A 20,049-nucleotide genomic window follows, 5' to 3' on the forward strand; every position below is an offset into this window, starting at 1 on the left:
CTCTTAAAGGGTTGCCACGAGTTGTTGATAGCGCTCGTAAGCGTGTTGGTAGGCACTGACACTGGCCGCCACCGGCAGCGTGCGGCTGGCCGGGTCGACGCTTACGCATTTGTCGCACAAGCTGGCCAGGGACTCGCCGGACTGGCTCCACGCCGCCTGGATCGCCGCGCCCAGGGCGGCGGCTTCGCTTTGTTCGGTGCAGACGACTTCGGTGTTCATGATATCGGCGACCATCTGGCGCCACACCGGGCTTTTTGAACCGCCGCCGATCAGGCGGATGCGCAGGCTTTGCAGGCCGGTCTGGCGCAGCAGGTCCAGCCCATAACGCAGCCCAAACGTGGTGCCTTCGACCACCGCACGGCAGAGGTTGGCGCGCGTCAGGTTGGTCATGGTCAAGCCGTGCACGCTGCCAGTGGCGTGGGGCAGGGCGGGCACACGTTCGCCATTCAGAAAGGGCAGCATGCTGACGCCGTCGGCGCCAATCGGTGCCTGGGCGACCAGGGCGTTGAAGGCGGCCAGGTCGAGGTCGAACAGTTCGCGAATCACGCCGGTGGCGTTGGTCAGGTTCATCGTGCAAATCAATGGCAACCAGCCGCCGCTGGAGGCGCAGAAAGTCGCCACCGACGCTTGGGGGCTCACAGTCGGCTGATCGGCAAACGCATACACGGTGCCCGACGAACCCAGGCTCATGGTGATCACGCCCGGTGCGATGTTGCCGGTGCCGATGGCGCCCATCATGTTGTCGCCGCCGCCACTGGAGACGCGGGCGTTGGGGTTGATGCCCAGGCGTTCGGCGATGGCTGGCAGGATCGTGCCCACGCTTTGATGCGCCTCGATCAGTTCAGGCAAGGCAGCTTGCAGGCGGCCGCTGGGGTCGATGTGCTGAAGCAGCGCCACGTCCCATTCGCGCGTGCGCACGTTGAAATAGCCGGTGCCCGACGCATCGCCGAATTCTGCGACGGCGCGGCCGGTGAGCCAGAAGTTGAGGTAATCATGGGGCAGCAAAATATGCGCGATGCGTGCGAACACGTCCGGGTGCTGCTCGCGGGTCCACAGCAGTTTGGACACGGTGTAACCCGGTGCAATCGCCACGCCGAGGCGTTCCAGGGAGCCGCTTTCGCCACCCAGGTGTTGCAGCAGGCGGTCGTTTTCGGGTGCGGTTTCGGTGTCGCACCACAGTTTGGCCGGGCGCAGCACCTGGCCTTGGTCATCCAGCAGCACCAGCCCGTGCTGCTGGCCGGAAACGCCGATGCCGAGGATGTCCTGGCCGTCCACGCCGGCCTGTTGCAAGGCGCGGTGCGTGGCTTCGGTAAAAGCGTCCAGCCATTCCTGGGTATGTTGTTCGCGCCGGCCATTGGCGCCGCTGATCAGCGTGTGCGCGGCGGCGCCCAGGCCCAGTACCTTGCCGCTGGTGGCGTCGAGGACGATGGCTTTGGTGCCTTGGGTGCCGCAGTCGATGCCAAGGTAAAGGTTTTGCCGGGTCATGGTGGAGTGCTCAGCAGTGTGGTTTTTTGGATTGAAAACCCGATCAAATGTGGGAGGGGGCTTGCCCCCGAAAGCAGTGGGTCAGTGAAGGGTATTTGACTGATACACCGCCATCGGGGGCAAGCCCCCTCCCACATTGTTAAGCCGATTTCTTCAAGAGGTTTTGCAGGGTTTGGGTAACGCCCTTGTCGCGCAGGCTTGCATAGCACCGCTCAAACGCTGCCACAAACTCGGGAGAATTGGGAATAGCCTTGCCGAAAATCTCCTCCACACCCAACAACCGCTGGCTGATCAGCGCATCATCACTCACCAAATCCTGGCAAAACTGCGCACGTGGATCCGGGATCGTGTAGCTCACCCCATTCTCATCCACGCCTTTCAAATACAGCGCCCAGGCCGCGACCACCAGCGCCGCGCGGTCAGTCTCACGCCCATCGGCAATCAAGCGATTGATCGTGGGCACGGTGAACTTGGGAAACTTCGACGAGCCGTCCGAACACACCCGCTCCAACTGGTCGGCAATCGCCTGATTGGAGAAGCGATCCACCAGGGTCTGCTTGTATTCGGCGAGGTCGATGCCCGGCACCGGCGCCAGGTTTGGCGTGACGTCCAGGTCCATATAGGCGCGCATGTAAGCGACAAACACCGGGTCGTTCATGGTCTCGTGCACAAACCGGTAACCCTTGAGAAAACCCAGGTACGTCAGGGCCAGGTGGCTGCCATTGAGCAGGCCAATCTTCATCTCTTCGTAGGGCGTGACGTCATCGGTGAACTGTACACCGACCTTTTCCCAGGCCGGGCGTCCATTGACGAACTTGTCTTCCAGCACCCACTGCACAAAGGGTTCGCACACCACCGGCCAGGCATCGTCGATGCCATGCTCGTCATGCAGCTGCAAGCGGTGGGCGGTGCTGGTCATCGGCGTGATGCGGTCGACCATGGCGTTCGGGAAGCTCACGTTGGCCTTGATCCAGTCGTGCAGCTCGGCGTTGTGCAGGGCAGCGAAAGCCAGCAGCGCTTTGCGCGTGACGGCGCCGTTGTGCGGCAGGTTATCGCAGGACATGACGGTAAACGCCGGCACACCGGCCGCGCGGCGTTGGGTAAGCGCCGCGCAGATAAAACCAAACACGGTTTTCGGCGATTTGGGGTGCGCCAGGTCATGCTGGATCTGCGGCAGGTGGGCCATGAACTCGCCGTTGCTGTCGTCGATGCAGTAGCCGCCTTCGGTGATGGTCAACGAAACGATGCGAATCTGCGGGTCGGCGAGCTTGTCGATCAACGCCTGGGCGCCGTCTTCGGCCAGCAGCATGTCGCTGATCGAGCCGATCACGCGCACTTCGGTGTCGTCGGTGTCGCCCAATTCATACAGGGTGAACAGGTAATCCTGGCCAGCCAGCTCATCGCGAGCCTTGCGGTCTTCGGCGCGCAGGCCGACCCCGCAGATGCTCCAGTCAAGGCCTTCGCCCGTGTTCATCAAGGCATCGGTGTAATACGCCTGGTGCGCGCGGTGGAAACCGCCGACGCCGATATGCGCGATGCCCTGCGTGGTGCTGGCAATCGCATAGGACGGGATCTTCACTTGCGGCGCCAGTTGGGTCAGGTTTTGCTTATTCAGTTTCATCACAAATCTCGCGAAATCAGGCGGCAGCGCGCAGTGGACGGGCCACGGCCACGCCGTCGGTGTCGAACAGATGGCAGTGCGCCGGGTCCAGGTGCAGGTGCAGGGTCTCGCCATACTGGCTGGCCATGTCGCCACGAATCCGCATGGTCAGCGGCTCGCCGTTGGCGGTGATCACGTGGCAGAAGGTGTCGCTGCCCAGGCGTTCGCCGACGTCGGCGGTGACGGTCAGCGTGGTTTGGCCGGGCGAGGCGATTTCCAGATGCTCCGGACGAATGCCCAAGGTCACCGCGCTGCCGACGCTCAGGGTGGCGCCGCTCAATGGCAGGCTGATGGTGGTGCCGGCGTCCAGTTGCACCTCGCAGCCCTGGCCTTCGACCCGGGTGACCTTGCCCTTGAGGAAACCCATTTTCGGCGTGCCCAGAAAGCCTGCCACAAACAGGTTGGCCGGCTGGTGGTACAGCTCCAGCGGCGAGCCGACCTGTTCAATGCGGCCGCTGTTGAGCACCACCACTTTGTCGGCCAGGGTCATGGCTTCGACCTGGTCGTGGGTCACGTAAATCATGGTCGCCTGCAGCTCTTTATGCAGGCGCGCCAGTTCCAGGCGCATTTGCACGCGCAGGGCGGCGTCGAGGTTGGACAGCGGTTCATCGAACAGGAAGATCTTCGGGTTACGCACAATCGCGCGGCCGATGGCAACACGCTGACGCTGGCCGCCGGACAACTGTTTGGGCTTGCGCTCCAGCAGCGGGCCGAGCTCGAGAATGCGCGCCGCTTCGCTGACCTTGCTTTCCACCAGCTTCTTGTCGACGCCGGCCAGGTCCAGGGCAAACGACATGTTCTTGCGCACGCTCATGTGCGGGTACAGCGCGTAGGTCTGGAACACCATCGCCAGGTCGCGCTTGGCCGGGGTGACTTCGGTGATGTCGCGGCCATCCAGCTCGATGGTGCCTTCGGTGACTTCTTCAAGGCCGGCGATCAGGCGCAGCAGGGTGGATTTACCGCAGCCCGAGGGGCCGACGAACACGACGAATTCCTTGTCGTTCACTTCCAGGTCGATGCCCTTGATGATGGAAAAGCCTTCGAAGCCTTTTTGCAGATTCTTGATTTTCAGGTTGGCCATGGGATGGGCCTCCACTTGGAATTTTTATAAGAAACCGTTACTTGACGGCGCCGAAGGACAAACCGCGCACCAGCTGTTTCTGGCTGATCCAGCCGAAAATCAGGATCGGCGCACAGGCCAGGGTCGACACGGCGGACAATTTGGCCCAGAACAAGCCTTCGGGGCTGGAGTAGGAGGCGATCAGCGCGGTCAGCGGTGCGGCATTCGAGGAGGTCAGGTTCAACGACCAGAACGCCTCGTTCCAGCACAGGATCAGCGACAGCAATACCGTGGAGGCCAGGCCACCCTTGGCAATCGGCAGCAGCACGCGGACCATTTCCTGCCACAGCGTGGCGCCATCCAGGCGCGCGGCTTCGAGGATGTCCTTGGGGATGTCTTTGAAGTAGGTGTAAACCATCCACACCACAATCGGCAGGTTGATCAGGGTGTAGATGATGATCAGCGCGATGCGCGTATCCAGCAGGCCAAAGCTCTTGGCCAGCAGGTAGATCGGCATCAGCACGCCCACCGGCGGCAGCATCTTGGTGGACAGCATCCACAGCAGCGTGCCCTTGGTGCGCTGGGTTTCGTAGAACGCCATGGAGTAGGCGGCCGGTACCGAAATCAGCAGGCACAAGGCCGTGGCGCTGAACGAAATCACCACGGAGTTCCAGGCGTAGGCGAAGTAGTTGCTGCGCTCGTTGATGTGCAGGTAATTCTCCAGCGTCGGCGTGAAGATGAACTGCGGCGGGGTGGCGAACGCGTCGATTTCGGTCTTGAAGCTGGTCAGCACCATCCAGAAGATCGGGAAGAAAATCAGGATCGCGATGGCCCAGGCCAGGGTGCCGAGCAACAGGCTTTGCAGGCGGCGGGATTGTTGAAGCGTCATGGCGCGGCCCTCAAGGCTTGTCAGTCAGGTTTTTGCCGATCATCCGCACCAGGATGATCGCCGCGATGTTGGCGATGACCACGGCAATCAAGCCGCCGGCCGAGGCCATGCCCACGTCGAACTGCACCAGCGCCTGGTTGTAGATCAGGTAGGCGAGGTTGGTCGAGGCGTAACCCGGACCACCGTTGGTGGTGGTGAAGATTTCGGCAAACACCGAGAGCAGGAAGATGGTTTCGATCATCACCACCACGGCAATCGGGCGCGCCAGGTGGGGCAGGGTCAGGTGCCAGAAGATCGCGATGGCGCCGGCACCGTCCAGGCGTGCGGCTTCCTTTTGTTCCTGGTCCAGGGACTGCATGGCGGTCATGAGCAGCAGGATGGCGAAGGGCAGCCATTGCCACGACACAATGATGATGATCGACAGCAACGGGTAGTGCGCCAGCCAGTCCACGGGCTCGGCGCCGAACAGCTTCCACACGGCGGCGAGAATCCCCGACACCGGGTGAAAAATCAGGTTCTTCCAGATCAGCGCACCGACGGTGGGCATGATGAAGAACGGTGAAATCAACATCACCCGCACCACGCCACGGCCGAAAAACTCACTGGCCTCGAGCAGGGCGCTGATCAACACGCCGAACACCACGCTGATCAACAGCACGCTGCCCACCAGCAGCAAGGTATTGGTGGCGCCGGGCAGGAAGCCTGAATCGGTGATGAAGTAAGTGAAGTTTTCCAGGCCCACGAATTGGTTTTCGCCGGGGTAGAGCAGGTTGTAGCGGATCAGCGAAAAGTACAGGGTCATGCCCAGCGGCACGATCATCCACAGCAGCAGCAAGGCCACCGAGGGGCTGACAAGGAACCAGCCGGGGTTGGCCAGGCGGCTTTTGCGCGGCTTTTCAGGCGCGGCGGTTTGCACTTTGGCAGTGGTGGTATTCATAGGGTCAGAACCAGTCAGGTACATGCAAAACTAGAGTCGAAGCGCGGTCAATGTGGGCGCTGGCTTGTGTGGGCGCTGGCTTGCCTGCGATGGCATCAACTCGGTTTAAACAGAAAGACCGAGGTGTCTGTATCGCAGGCGAGCCAGCTCCCACATGAAAGCAGCGCCTACATAAAGCCGTTCCCACATTGACAGGGATGAACCCGCTTATTTGGGATAGCCCGCCCGCTTCATTTCACGCTCGGTGGTGGTCTGCGCGGCGGTCAAGGCTTGATCCACCGTTTGCTGACCGGTCAGCGCGCCCGAGAAGAACTTGCCGACCTGGGTACCAATGGCCTGGAATTCAGGAATGGTCACCAACTGGATACCGATATACGGCACCGGCTTGAGGGTCGGTTTGGTCGGGTCGGCGACTTTCAGCGATTCCAGCGTTACCTTGGCAAACGGCGCGGCCTTCATGTATTCGTCGCTGTAGGTCGACTTGCGCGTGCCTGGCGGTACGTTGGCAATGCCGTCGGTCTTGGCCACGAGCTGGCTGTATTCCTTGGACGTTGCCCAACTGGTGAAGACCTTGGCGGCGTCCTTGGCTTTGGAGCTGGTGGGAATCGCCAGGCTCCAGGAGTACAGCCACGACGTGCCCTTGTCGGTCGTCTCGTGCGGGGCAAAGGTGAAGCCCACGTGATCGGAGACCTTGCTCTGAGTTTTGTCGGTGACAAACGAGCCGGCCACGCTGGCATCGACCCAGATCGCGCACTTGCCGCTGTTGAACAGCGCCAGGTTTTCGTTGAAACCGTTGCTGGATGCACCCGGCGGGCCGGATTTCTTCATGTTGTCGACGTAGAAGTTCAGCGCGTCCTTCCACTCGGGACCGTTGAATTCGGGTTGCCACTTCTCATCGAACCAGCGCGCGCCGTAGCCGTTGGCCAGGGTCGTGATCAGCGCCATGTTCTCACCCCAACCGGCTTTGCCGCGCAGGCACAGGCCGTACTGCTCTTTGGTCTTGTCGGTGAGTTTGGCCGCGAATTCGCCGATCTGGGTCCAGGTCGGGTGCTCGGGCATGGTCAGCCCTGCGTCCTTGAACAGGTCGGTGCGGTAGTAGGTGATCGAGCTTTCGGCGTAGAACGGCAGGGCGTACAGCGAGCCCTTGACGGACAAACCGTCACGCACTGAAGGGAAAACATCGTCGAGGTCGTAGGACGCCGGCAGATCTTTCATCGGCTCCAGCCAGCCCTTGGCGCCCCAGAGTGCGGCTTCGTACATGCCAATGGTCAACACGTCGAACTGTCCGCCCTGGGTGGCGATGTCGGTGGTCAGGCGTTGGCGCAGCACGTTTTCTTCGAGCACCACCCAGTTCAACTTGATGTCCGGATGCTCGGTCTCGAAGGTCTTCGAGAGTTTTTGCATGCGGATCATGTCGCTGTTGTTGACGGTGGCAATGGTCAGGGTTTGCGCGCCAAAACTGACGGCGCTGAGGGTCATGCATACAGTCATGCAAGAACAGGCAAGCAGCGTTTTTGCTGTGAACTTCATCGCGCACTCCATTTCTGCGCCCAGGGGCTACAGAAGGACAGTTATTGTTGTTGTGTCTTCCTACGAACAGTCAGGAAGAGTGTGCGTTGATTACAGCCTTCAAATGGGGTTATGACAAATCCTTGGGCGCACTTGGACTGATACTTTTTTGCACTGATCAGCCAGGTTGCTGAAACAGTTAAGCCAGGTTTTGTTCCGTCAGCCGCTGCACTGCCAGGCGCCGGTAGTGGGAGGGCGTCATGCCCTTGAGCTGCTGAAAGCGCCGATTGAAGTTGGAGATGTTGTTGAAACCCGACTCGAAGCACACGTCGGTCACGGCTTTATCGCCGTCTGCCAGCAATTCGCAGGACTTGCTGATGCGCAACCGGTTTACGAACTCGATAAACGTGCGCCCCGTGGCCTGTTTGAATACGCGGGAAAAATACGTCGGCTTCATCCCCAGGTATTCCGCGACTTCCTCCAGCGATAACTCGCGGGCGTAGTGGGCGAAAATGTAGTCCACCGCGCGGTTGGTGCGGTCGATGCTGTGCTCATCCGCCAGTTGCGGCGTGGTCACGCCAGACAATAATTGGTAGTGCTCACACGCGCTCAGCACTTCCAGCAAGATAAAAAAGTGCCCCAGGCGCGCCATGCCCTGGGCGTCTTCGATGCGCTGCATCAACGTCATGGCCTGGGCGATGGTTTTTTTGCAGCGGAACTCGATGCCGTATTGCGCGCGCTCAAGCAACGGCGCGAGGCTCTTGAGCTCGGTAAAGATCTGACTGCCGCCCTCGAACAGCTCATCGGTAAAGTTGACCAGCATGTCGCGCTTGGGCACGACCTCGTCTTCCTCCACCTGGCTGATCCAGTTGTGGGGCAGGTTGGGGCCGGTGAGGAACAGGCTTTCCGGATAAAAATTGCCGATGTAATCGCCGATAAACACCTTGCCAGAGCTGGCGACAATCAAGTGCAGCTCGTATTCCTTGTGGAAATGCCAGCGCACCAGCGGGCACGGGAAGCCGTGTTGGCGATAGATGATGGACAGACCGTTGTGATCGTCCATCAGCTCGTAGGAAGGGTCGGTGATTCGCGTTGCTCGGGTCATGCTGCCGTCGCTTTATTGTGGTTGCTGCCAGGGATAATGCCCCCTTGCGCGCGACCTCGCCAGCCTCGATGGCTAGACGCTGCGGTTTTTGGCCTCGATCCACTGGGACATGTACTGCGTACTTTTATGCGCATGGTGGCGCAGCATGCTGCCGGTGAAGTTGTCCCGGCGATGGGCCGCGAGCCGGAGGCGGCACTGCTCCAGGCATTGCACCAGCGCCGGGCCGTGCAGGGCCTGGTCGTAGCGGCGGGCAAGCAGGCGCCGGCCATCCTCCTGGGCCTGGGTCCACCGTTCGCGGTCCTGGTACAGCGCCACGGCGGCGGCTGCCAGGGCCGGCGCGCTGTGTTCGATCGCACCCGGCCACGGTTGCTCATCACCCATGCCTTCGGCGCCTATGGGCGTGGTGACATTCGGCGTGCCGCAGAGCATTGCGTCCATCAGCTTGCCCTTGATCCCGGCGCCGAAGCGCAGCGGTGCCAGGCAGATACGCGCGGCGCTCATGACTTGCAGGGCGTCTTCGGCCCAGTTCATCACATGAAACCCTTGCGCTGGGTTGTGCAATGCCGTGGCCTTGGGCGGGGTGTAGGAACCGTAGATATGTAACTGCGCGCCTGGTAATTGCTGACGGATCAGCGGCCACAGGCTGCTCTTCATCCATAACACCGCATCCCAGTTGGGCGCATGGCGGAAGTTGCCAATGCTCAGAAAGTGCGCGCGGTCCTCGAACGGTGCGAAAGGTTCGGTCGGCGGTTCCAGCATCAACGGGCACCCGTGGAGCAGGGCGGCGGGCACCTTGAACTGTTCGGTGAGCAGGCGGATTTCCACGTCGGAGATCACCAGGCTGATATCACAGCGGTAAATCGCCGCGATTTCGCGCTTGGCCAGGTCGGTGTCGGCCATCCGCCGGAATTCTTCCTTTAATGCTGGATTGAACAGCGCACTGAAGTCATCGCTCTCGGGATGGGCCTTGAGGTGGTCCTTGAAACGCTGGTGGCGAGCGTCACGCAGGCTTTGCAAATCGGACGTTTCCAGCACGCGCAGGGCGTCGGGGCAGCACTTCTCTACGCGCCAGCCGAATTGCTCTTCCATCATGAAGCGGTCGAATACCACGATATCCGGGGCCAGCTCGCGAATAAAATCATCGAAACTGCTGTTATTGAGTTCGATGGCGCATTCGGTGATGCCCAGCGCCGGCAAGTCGGCCTTGTGCTCGCCCACGGTTGCCGGGCTGCTGAACGTGATGTCCCAGCCCTGGTCCAGGAAGCTCTGCAATATCTGCATCATGTGCCCGCCGGCGGCCGAGGAGCGTGGTTCCGGCCAGACATAACCAATGACCAGGACTTTGGTGGCGGGCTGATTCATCAACAACGGATTCCTTGAAGGGCGGGCGAAAAGCGCGCAATTAAACCATAGCCGTTGTTAATCGGGCGCCCGCATGACAATTTACGCCCGGCCATAGGTAGCTTCGCCCGTTTGTGGTTAACTTCTGCGTCTCGAATTCGTTTCAATAAACCCAGCATAAGGATTCTCTTCATGGCTCAAGTCACCCATCGTGGTAACCCAATCAAGGTTGAAGGCGAGCTGCCGCAAACCGGTACCCAGGCCCCCGATTTCATCCTGACTGCCGGCGACCTGTCGGACGCAACCCTGGCCACATTCGCCGGCAAGCGCAAAGTACTCAACATCTTCCCAAGTGTTGACACCCCAACCTGCGCCACTTCGGTACGCAAGTTCAACGCTCAGGCCAACGACCTGAACAATGCCGTGGTGCTGTGCATTTCCAGCGACCTGCCGTTTGCCCAGGCCCGTTTCTGCGGCACTGAAGGCCTGGAAAACGTGAAGAACCTGTCGGATTTCCGCGACCCGGGCTTCGCCGTTGACTACGGTGTGTCGATTGTCGAAGGCGCGCTGCGCGGCCTGACCGCCCGTGCCGTTGTGGTACTGGACGAAAACAACAACGTGCTGCACAGCGAGTTGGTCAGCGAAATCGGCCAAGAGCCGAACTACGAAGCCGCCTTGGCTGTTTTGAAGTAACTGTTTCAGCGCATTACTGTCTTTTCGCAGTAACACGCTTGATAGATGATTGCGGCCTGGCCTAGTCCAGGCCGTTTTCATTTAGAGTCAGCGGCTTAGCTAAATAGCCCATAAACTAAGGCCAGAAGTTAAAAGTTGTAATCCAAGGTAAATAGCCGGTAAAGGCGCTTTTCTTAATGCGCCTCAGTGCTTATCTTTCAGCCTCCCAAAGTAGAAGCTCTCGCGCCCAATGGTTGATCACTCCATGCAATCCTCCCCCCGCAACTCCCGCCGCTGGCTGTTCGGCCTGCTCGTGCTGCTGGTTATCGCCGTCCTGTGCTGGAAGTTCTGGCCCGGCAGCCACAAGGATGCCGGCGAGAAAAAACCGGCCGGGCATGCCAGCAAGTCGGGGATGATGCGCCCGGGCTTCGGGGGTTCCACCGGCCCGATTCCCGTGCGCGTGGCGCCGGCGGTGCTGGGTGAGTTCCCGGTGTACTACAAGGCATTGGGCACGGTCACCGCGCTCAATACCATTAACGTACGCAGCCGGGTGGGCGGTGAGCTGGTGAAGATTGCCTTTGAAGAAGGGCAGATGGTCAAGGCTGGCGACCTGCTGGCGGAAATCGACCCGCGCAGCTACCAGAATGCCTTGCTGCAGGCCCAGGGCACGCTGTTGCAGAACCAGGCGCAGTTGAAAAACGCCCAGGTTGATGTCCAGCGTTACCGCGACCTGTATGCCCAGGACAGTATCGCCAAGCAGACCCTGGACACCGCCGAAGCGCTGGTCCTGCAATATCAGGGCACGGTCAAGACCAACCAGGGCGCAGTGGACGACGCCAAGCTCAACCTCGAATTCACCAAGATCCGCGCGCCTATCGGTGGCCGTGTGGGCTTGCGCCAGGTCGACGTGGGCAACCTGGTGGCGGCCAACGACACGACCTTCCTGGCGGTGATCACCCAGACGCAGCCGATCAGTGTGGTCTTCACCCTGCCGGAAAACACCCTGGACACCGTCCTTGCCCGTTACCACGCCGGCAACAAGCTGCCGGTGGAGGCCTGGGACCGTGGCGACGCCAAAAAACAGGCCGTGGGTGTGCTGCAAAGCCTGGACAACCAGATCGACGTGACCACCGGTACCCTGAAATTCAAGGGCCGTTTCGATAACAAGGACCAGGCGCTGTTCCCCAACCAGTTCGTCAACGTGCACCTGCTCGCCGACACCCTGCACAACGTGGTGCTGGCGCCGTCTGCCGCGATTCAGTTTGGCAACAACGGCACCTTCGTCTACAAGCTCGACGGCGACAGGAAGGTCAAGGTCCAGCCACTGGTGGTCGGCGATACCGATGGCGACAACACCGTGATCAAGGAAGGCCTGGCGGCCGGCGACCGTGTGGTGATGGAAGGCACCGACCGCTTGAAGGATGGCAGCGAAATCGAAGTGGTCAACGACAGCAGCGACGTGCCGACCACCCCGACCGAGCACCTGCAAGGCAAGCCTGCGGCAAAAGGGGAGACCGGCGCTAACGCCGGCAAGGCGCAAAAGGTCGGTTCATGAACCTGTCGCGGCTGTTTATCCTTCGCCCGGTTGCCACCACGCTGAGCATGCTGGCCATTGTCCTGGCCGGCATCATTTCCTATCGCTTGCTGCCGGTGTCGGCCTTGCCCCAGGTGGATTACCCAACCATCCGGGTGATGACCCTGTACCCCGGCGCCAGCCCCGATGTGATGACCAGCGCGGTCACCGCGCCGCTTGAGCGCCAGTTCGGGCAAATGCCCGGCCTGACCCAAATGGCGTCCACCAGCTCGGGCGGTGCGTCGGTGCTGACCTTGCGTTTCAACCTCGACATCAATATGGATGTCGCCGAGCAACAGGTGCAGGCCGCGATCAACGCCGCGACCAACCTGCTGCCCAAGGATTTGCCGGCACCGCCGGTGTACAACAAGGTCAACCCCGCGGACACCCCGGTGCTGACCCTGGCGATTACCTCCAAGACCATGCTGCTGCCCAAGCTCAACGACTTGGTGGATACGCGCATGGCGCAAAAGATTGCCCAGATCAGTGGCGTCGGCATGGTCAGCATCGCCGGCGGCCAACGCCAGGCCGTGCGCATCAAGGTCAACCCCGAGGCCCTGGCCGCCAATGGCTTGAACCTGTCGGACGTGCGCACGCTGATCGCCGCGTCCAACGTCAACCAGCCTAAAGGCAACTTCGACGGCCCGACGCGGGTGTCGATGCTGGACGCCAACGACCAGTTGGTCTCGCCCCAGCAATACGCCGAATTGATCCTGGCCTACAACAATGGCGCACCCCTGCGCCTCAAGGATGTGGCACAGATCGTCGACGGCGCCGAAAACGAGCGCCTTGCCGCCTGGGCCAACGAAAACCAGGCCGTGCTGCTGAATATCCAGCGCCAGCCGGGCGCCAACGTGATTGAGGTCGTCGACCGTATCAAGGCGTTGCTGCCGAGCATCACCGACAACCTGCCGGCCGGCCTGGACGTGACGGTGCTCACCGACCGTACCCAGACCATCCGCGCCTCGGTCACCGATGTGCAACATGAATTGCTGATCGCCATTGCCTTGGTGGTGATGGTGACGTTTCTGTTTTTACGCCGTGTCAGCGCCACGATCATTCCGTCCATTGCCGTGCCGCTGTCGCTGATCGGCACCTTTGGCGTGATGTACCTGGCAGGCTTCTCCGTCAACAACCTCACGCTGATGGCCCTGACCATCGCCACCGGTTTTGTGGTGGACGATGCCATCGTGATGCTGGAGAACATCTCGCGCTATATCGAGGAGGGCGAGACGCCGCTCAATGCTGCGCTCAAGGGCGCCAAGCAGATCGGCTTCACCCTGATTTCCCTGACCCTGTCGCTGATCGCGGTGTTGATCCCGCTGTTGTTCATGGCTGACGTGGTGGGGCGGCTGTTCCGCGAGTTCGCGATCACCCTGGCGGTGGCGATCCTGATTTCCCTGGTGGTCTCGCTGACGCTGACGCCGATGATGTGCGCGCGGCTGCTCAAGCGCGAACCCAAGGAAGAAGAACAGGGCCGTTTCTACAAGGCCAGCGGCGCCTGGATCGACTGGCTGATCGAAGCCTACGGGCGCAAGTTGCAGTGGGTGCTCAGGCACCAGCCGCTGACCTTGCTGGTGGCCATCGCCACCCTGGGCCTGACGGTGGTGCTGTACCTGGTGGTGCCCAAGGGCTTCTTCCCGGTGCAGGACACCGGGGTCATCCAGGGTATTTCCGAAGCGCCGCAGTCGATTTCGTTTGCCGCGATGAGCCAGCGCCAGCAAGAGCTGGCCAAGGTGATCCTGGCTGATCCAGCGGTGGAAAGCCTGTCGTCCTATATTGGTGTGGATGGCGATAACGCCACCCTCAACAGCGGGCGCCTGTTGATCAACCTCAAGGCGCACGGCCAGCGCGACTTGAGTGCGGCCCAGGTGATCACACGGCTGCAGCCGGAAATCGACAAGCTGGTGGGCATTCGCCTGTTCATGCAGCCGGTGCAGGACCTGACGATCGAAGACCGCGTCAGCCGCACCCAGTACCAATTCAGCATGTCGTCGCCCGACGCCGACCTGCTGGCGCTGTGGAGCGACAAGCTGGTACACGCCCTCAGCCAGTTGCCGGAACTTACCGACGTCGCCAGCGACCTGCAGGACAAAGGCCTGCAGGTGTTCCTGGTGATCGACCGCGACGCCGCTTCGCGCCTGGGCGTCAGCGTATCGACCATCACCGACGCACTGTACGACGCCTTTGGCCAGCGGCAGATTTCCACCATTTATACGCAGGCCAGCCAGTACCGGGTGGTCTTGCAGGCCCAATCCGGTGAAACCCTCGGCCCGGCGGCGCTGAACCAGATCCACGTGAAGACCGCCGACGGCGGCCAGGTGCGCCTGTCGAGCCTGGCCCACGTGGAGCAGCGCCAGGCGCAGTTGGCGATCGCGCACATCGGCCAGTTCCCGGCGGTGATGATGTCGTTCAACCTGGCCCCCGGCGTCGCGCTGGGCAAAGGTGTGGAGCTGATCAACCAGACCCAGAAAGACATTGGCATGCCAGTGGGGGTGCAGACCCAGTTCCAGGGCGCGGCCCAGGCCTTCGAAGCGTCGCTGTCGAGCACCTTGCTGCTGATCCTGGCGGCGGTGGTCACCATGTACATCGTGCTGGGCGTGCTCTACGAGAGCTACATCCACCCGATCACCATCCTTTCGACCTTGCCGTCGGCAGCGGTGGGGGCCTTGCTGGCATTGCTGCTCAGCGGCAATGACCTGGGCATGATCGCGATCATCGGCATCATCCTGCTGATCGGTATCGTGAAAAAGAACGCGATCATGATGATCGACTTCGCCCTCGACGCCGAGCGTAACCAGGGCCTGGACCCGCAGACCGCGATCTACCAGGCGGCGCTGCTGCGTTTCAGGCCGATCCTGATGACCACCCTGGCCGCCCTGTTCGGTGCGGTGCCGTTGATGCTCGCCACCGGCTCCGGCGCCGAGCTGCGCCAGCCCCTGGGCCTGGTGATGGTCGGCGGCTTGCTGGTGAGCCAGGTATTGACCCTGTTCACCACGCCGGTGATCTACCTGTACTTCGACCGCCTTGGCCGCCGCTGGCGCAAAGAGCCGCAAAGCCTGGAGCCGGTTGAGTCATGAACCTGTCCGGACCGTTCATTCGCCGGCCGGTAGCGACCATGCTGCTGAGCCTGGCGATCATGTTGCTCGGCGGCGTCAGCTTCAACTTGCTGCCGGTGTCGCCGTTGCCGCAGATCGACTTCCCGGTGATCGTGGTCTCGGCCAGTTTGCCCGGGGCCAGCCCCGAGGTGATGGCGTCCACCGTGGCCACGCCGCTGGAGCGCTCGTTCGGCGCGATTGCCGGCATCACCACCATGAGCAGTTCGTCGAGCCAGGGCTCGACGCGGGTAATCCTCGCCTTTGACTCCGACCGGGATATCAACGGCGCGGCGCGCGAAGTGCAGGCGGCCATCAACGCCTCGCGCAACCTGCTGCCCAGCGGTATGCGCAGCATGCCGACCTACAAGAAGATCAACCCGTCCCAGGCGCCGATCATGGTGCTGTCGCTGACCTCCGGCGTGCTGCAAAAGGGCGAGTTGTACGACCTGGCCTCGACCATTCTTTCGCAAAGCCTGTCGCAGGTGCCGGGTGTGGGTGAAGTGCAGATCGGCGGCAGCTCCCTGCCGGCGGTGCGCATCGAGCTGGAGCCCAAGGCCCTCGACCAGTACGGCGTGGCCCTGGACGACGTGCGCAACACCATCGCCAATGCCAACCAGCGCCGGCCCAAGGGCTCGCTGGAAGACAGCGAGCGCAACTGGCAGATCCAGGCCAACGACCAACTGGAAAAAGCCAAGGATTACGAGCCGCTGCTGATTCGCTACCAGAACGGCGCGGCCTTGCGCCTGGGCGACGTGGCAAAAATCAGCGACGGCGTTGAAGACCGCTACAACAGCGGCTTTTTCAACAATGATTCGGCGGTGCTGCTGGTGATCAACCGCCAGTCCGGCGCCAACATCATCGAGACGGTTCGGCAGATCAAGGCCCAGCTGCCGGCGTTGCAGGCGGTGTTGCCGTCCAGCGTCAAGCTCAACCTGGCCATGGACCGTTCCCCGGTGATCACCGCGACCCTGCATGAAGCCGAGATGACCTTGCTGATTGCCGTGGCCCTGGTGGTGCTGGTGGTGTACCTGTTCCTGGGCAATTTCCGTGCTTCATTGATCCCGACCCTGGCGGTGCCGGTGTCGTTGGTGGGCACCTTTGCGGTGATGTACCTGTTCGGCTTCTCGCTGAACAACTTCTCGCTGATGGCGCTGATTCTGGCCACGGGCCTGGTGGTGGACGATGCCATCGTGGTGCTGGAGAACATTTCCCGGCACATCGACGACGGCGTGCCGCCGATGAAGGCGGCGTATCTGGGCGCGCAGGAAGTCGGCTTCACCTTGTTGTCGATGAACGTGTCGCTGGTGGCGGTGTTCCTGTCCATCCTGTTTATGGGCGGTATCGTCACCAACCTGTTCCGTGAGTTCTCCATCACCTTGTCGGCGGCGATCATCGTCTCGCTGATCGTCTCGCTGACCTTGACCCCGATGCTCTGCGCGCGTTGGCTCAAACCGCACATCAAGGGGCATATGAGCGGTTTGCAGCGCTGGAGCCACAGGATCAACGAGCGCATGGTGGCGGTGTATGCCACCAGCCTGGACTGGGTACTGCGCCACCGACGCCTGACCCTGCTGAGCCTGTTGCTTACCGTGGGCGTGAACATCGCGCTGTACGTGGTGGTGCCGAAAACCTTTATGCCGCAGCAGGACACCGGTCAGTTGATTGGCTTTGTGCGCGGCGACGACGGGCTGTCGTTCAACGTGATGCAGCCGAAGATGGAGACCTTTCGCAAGGCGGTCCTCAAGGACCCGGCAGTGCTCAGCGTGGCCGGCTTTATCGGCGGCAACAACGGCACCAACAACGCGGTGATGCTGGTGCGCCTCAAGCCTATCGCCGAGCGCAAGATCTCGGCCCAGGCGGTGATCGAGCGTATTCGCAAGGAAGTACCGCTGGTGCCGGGCGGGCGCTTGTTCCTGATGGCCGACCAGGACCTGCAATTTGGCGGCAGTCGCGACCAGACCAGCGCGCAGTATTCCTACATCCTGCAAAGTGGTGACCTGGCCGCGTTGCGCCTGTGGTACCCGAAAGTGGTCGCCGCGTTGCGCGAGCTGCCGGAGCTGACCGCCATCGACGCCCGTGAAGGCCGTGGTGCAGCGCAGGTAACGCTGGTGGTCGACCGTGACCAGGCCAAGCGCTTGGGCATCGACATGAGCATGGTCACGGCGGTGTTGAACAATGCCTACAGCCAACGGCAGATTTCCACCATCTACGACAGCCTCAACCAGTACCAGGTGGTGATGGAGGTCAACCCGAAATACGCCCAGGACCCGATCACCCTGAACCAGATGCAGGTGATCACCTCCACCGGTGCGCGGGTGCCGTTATCGACCATTGCCCATTACGAGAACAGTCTGGCCGACGACCGGGTCAGCCATGAAGGCCAGTTCGCCTCGGAAAACATCGCGTTTGATATGTCGCCCGGGGTAACGGTGGAGCAGGGCACCGCTGCCATCGAGCGCGCGATTGCCAAGGTCGGTTTGCCCGAAGACGTGATCGCCAAGATGGCCGGCACCGCCGACGCGTTTGCGGCGACCCAGAAGGGCCAGCCGTTCATGATCCTCGGCGCGCTGGTGGCGGTTTATCTGGTGTTGGGCATTCTGTATGAAAGCTACATTCACCCGCTGACCATCCTCTCGACCTTGCCGTCGGCCGGTGTCGGCGCGTTGCTCTCGATCTACCTGCTGGGCGGCGAGTTCAGCCTGATCTCACTGCTGGGCTTGTTCCTGTTGATCGGGGTGGTGAAGAAGAACGCGATCCTGATGATCGACCTGGCCCTGCAGCTGGAGCGCCATGACGGCATGAGCCCGTTGGAATCGATCCGCAGTGCCTGCCTGTTGCGCCTGCGCCCGATCCTGATGACCACGCTGGCCGCCATCCTCGGCGCCTTGCCATTGCTGCTCGGCTCCGGCGATGGCGCGGAAATGCGCCAGCCGCTGGGCCTGACGATTATCGGCGGCCTGGTGTTCAGCCAGATCCTGACCCTTTACACCACCCCGGTGGTTTACCTCTATCTTGACCGCGCGCGCCATCGCTTCAACGCCTGGCGCGGCGTGCGTACCGATGCTGCCTTGGACACTGCGCTATGAGCGATTCAACCTTGACCCAATTGGCCATGAGCATGCCCCGTGGTTTGCGCGTTGCCAGCCTCCTGCTGTGCGGCGCATTGCTCAGCGCTTGCGCCATCGGGCCTGACTACAAACGCCCGGATGTCATCGAGCCGGTGCAGTTCAAAGAAGCCCAGGGCTGGAGCCAGGCCACGCCCAGCGATTCGCTGGCGCGGGGCGCCTGGTGGGAGCTGTACGGCGACCGCCAGCTGAATGACCTGGTGACGCGCCTGAACAACGCCAACCAGACCGTGGCCCAGGCCGAAGCACGTTTCCGTCAGGCCCAGGCCCAGGTGCGCAGCGCGCGCGGTGCGTTCTTTCCAACGGTGGACCTGAGTGCCGGAAAAACCCGCGCGAGCCAGGGCACCGGCAGCAGTAACGCCAGCCTGAGCAGTTCCAGCAGCGGTATCCGCGACACCCTCAACGCGCAACTGGGCGTGAGTTGGGAAGCAGATGTGTGGGGCAAATTGCGCCGCGGTCTGGAAGCCAATGAAGCCACGGCCGAGGCCAGCTCGGCGGATTTGGCGGCGATGCGCTTGAGCCAGCAATCGGAGCTGGTGCAGGACTACTTGCAACTGCGTGTCATGGATGAACAGACGCGGTTGTTGCAAGCCACGCTGGACACGTATCAGCGTTCGCTGCAAATGACCGAAAACCAATACCGCGCCGGTGTGTCCGGCAAGGATGCGATCGCTCAGGCGCAAACTCAGCTCAAGACCACCCAGGCCAGCCTGATCGACTTGATCTGGCAGCGGGCTCAGTTGGAAAACGCCATCGCGGTGTTGATCGGCGAGGCACCGGCCAACTTCAACCTGGCGGTGAGCAAAGATATTCCAGCGTTGCCGCAAATTCCCGTGAGCCTGCCGTCGCAACTGTTGGAGCGCCGTCCGGACATTGCCTCGGCTGAGCGCGCGGTGATCGCTGCGAACGCAAATATCGGTGTGGCCAAGGCGGCTTATTATCCGGATTTGACCTTGAGTCTGGCGGGCGGCTATTCCAGCAGCACCTACGCCGACTGGATCAGCTTGCCGAACCGCTTCTGGTCGGTGGGGCCGAAGTTGGCGATGACGTTGTTCGACGGTGGGCAGCGTTCGGCGGAGGTCGATCGCAGCGTGGCCTCGTATGACGAGACGGTAGCCAAGTATCGCCAGACGGTGCTGGATGGTTTTCGCGAGGTGGAAAACTACATGGTGCAGTTGAAGGTGCTGGAGGACGAGGCGGTCGTCAGCAATGAAGCGCTGGAAGCTGCGCGCGAATCGCTGCGGTTGACGCAGAATCAGTACAAGGCCGGGTTGATTGCGTATCTGGATGTCGTCACGGTGCAGGCTACGGCCCTGAGCAATGAGCGGACCGTACTGACGTTGTTGCAGACCCGGTTGGTGGCCAGTGTGCAGTTGATAGCGGCGCTGGGCGGTGGATGGGATGGGCAGGTAGCGTTCAAGGAGTGATTGAGCAACTGTCCGTTGCTGCCATCTGCAGGTGGGAGGGGGCAAGCCACGTCGATACAGACGCAACTTCAACCCCCGAGCATCGCAATGTTAAGCCAGTAGATTGACGTCAAAACGCCACTAGTGGCCCCGTGATAATTAATCAACGCGCCCATAATTATTCTCGCT

General features: G+C 61.5%; 13 protein-coding genes. 5 read left to right on the forward strand and 8 right to left on the reverse strand.

What is annotated here, in order from left to right:
• Positions 1-3: 3 nt before the first annotated feature.
• From xylB to AACU78_RS22545, 8 genes are all read right to left on the reverse strand, one after another.
• A complete protein-coding gene (gene xylB / locus AACU78_RS22510) occupies positions 4-1,485 on the reverse strand; it encodes a xylulokinase (RefSeq protein WP_106577878.1) in 1,482 nt (493 codons plus the stop codon).
• 139 nt (positions 1,486-1,624) lie between these two features.
• On the reverse strand, positions 1,625-3,106 hold the full coding sequence (locus tag AACU78_RS22515; RefSeq protein ID WP_106577879.1) for a mannitol dehydrogenase family protein: 1,482 nt from the start codon (positions 3,104-3,106) through the stop codon (positions 1,625-1,627).
• Positions 3,107-3,122: 16 nt separating this feature from the next.
• Complete coding sequence (locus AACU78_RS22520) at positions 3,123-4,226, reverse strand: ABC transporter ATP-binding protein (protein WP_106577880.1); 1,104 nt, start codon at positions 4,224-4,226, stop codon at positions 3,123-3,125.
• 37 nt (positions 4,227-4,263) lie between these two features.
• Positions 4,264-5,094, reverse strand: a complete 831-nt coding sequence (locus AACU78_RS22525) for a carbohydrate ABC transporter permease (protein WP_016968929.1) — start codon at positions 5,092-5,094, stop codon at positions 4,264-4,266.
• A 10-nt stretch (positions 5,095-5,104) separates the two neighbouring features.
• Entirely contained in the window at positions 5,105-6,031 is a 927-nt protein-coding gene (locus AACU78_RS22530) for a carbohydrate ABC transporter permease (protein ID WP_106577881.1), read from the reverse strand.
• A gap of 207 nt (positions 6,032-6,238) precedes the next feature.
• The gene (locus AACU78_RS22535) at positions 6,239-7,522 is read right to left on the reverse strand and encodes an ABC transporter substrate-binding protein (RefSeq protein ID WP_371924143.1); all 1,284 of its coding nucleotides are present in this window, start codon (positions 7,520-7,522) and stop codon (positions 6,239-6,241) included.
• Between the two features lie 217 nt (positions 7,523-7,739).
• Entirely contained in the window at positions 7,740-8,645 is a 906-nt protein-coding gene (locus AACU78_RS22540; RefSeq protein ID WP_106577883.1) for an AraC family transcriptional regulator, read from the reverse strand.
• A gap of 72 nt (positions 8,646-8,717) precedes the next feature.
• Positions 8,718-10,007, reverse strand: coding sequence for a glycosyltransferase (locus AACU78_RS22545; RefSeq protein WP_106577884.1), 1,290 nt, complete (start codon positions 10,005-10,007; stop codon positions 8,718-8,720).
• A 171-nt stretch (positions 10,008-10,178) separates the two neighbouring features.
• On the opposite strand from AACU78_RS22545, the gene tpx reads away from it, so the two are divergent.
• From tpx to AACU78_RS22570, 5 genes are all read left to right on the forward strand, one after another.
• Positions 10,179-10,679: a thiol peroxidase gene (gene tpx, locus AACU78_RS22550; RefSeq protein WP_106577885.1), complete on the forward strand. Its 501-nt coding sequence runs from the start codon at positions 10,179-10,181 to the stop codon at positions 10,677-10,679.
• 229 nt (positions 10,680-10,908) lie between these two features.
• Entirely contained in the window at positions 10,909-12,213 is a 1,305-nt protein-coding gene (locus tag AACU78_RS22555) for an MdtA/MuxA family multidrug efflux RND transporter periplasmic adaptor subunit (RefSeq protein WP_106577886.1), read from the forward strand.
• The gene (locus tag AACU78_RS22560; protein WP_106577887.1) at positions 12,210-15,311 is read left to right on the forward strand and encodes an MdtB/MuxB family multidrug efflux RND transporter permease subunit; all 3,102 of its coding nucleotides are present in this window, start codon (positions 12,210-12,212) and stop codon (positions 15,309-15,311) included. The genes AACU78_RS22555 and AACU78_RS22560 overlap by 4 nt, the downstream gene beginning before the upstream one ends.
• Positions 15,308-18,415, forward strand: coding sequence for an efflux RND transporter permease subunit (locus AACU78_RS22565; RefSeq protein ID WP_106577888.1), 3,108 nt, complete (start codon positions 15,308-15,310; stop codon positions 18,413-18,415). Before AACU78_RS22560 ends, AACU78_RS22565 begins: the two co-directional genes overlap by 4 nt.
• The gene (locus AACU78_RS22570) at positions 18,412-19,881 is read left to right on the forward strand and encodes an efflux transporter outer membrane subunit (protein ID WP_106577889.1); all 1,470 of its coding nucleotides are present in this window, start codon (positions 18,412-18,414) and stop codon (positions 19,879-19,881) included. Before AACU78_RS22565 ends, AACU78_RS22570 begins: the two co-directional genes overlap by 4 nt.
• Positions 19,882-20,049: the final 168 nt, after the last annotated feature.

The sequence above is a fragment of the Pseudomonas sp. R9.37 genome, from assembly GCF_963878885.1.
Lineage (GTDB): Bacteria > Pseudomonadota > Gammaproteobacteria > Pseudomonadales > Pseudomonadaceae > Aquipseudomonas.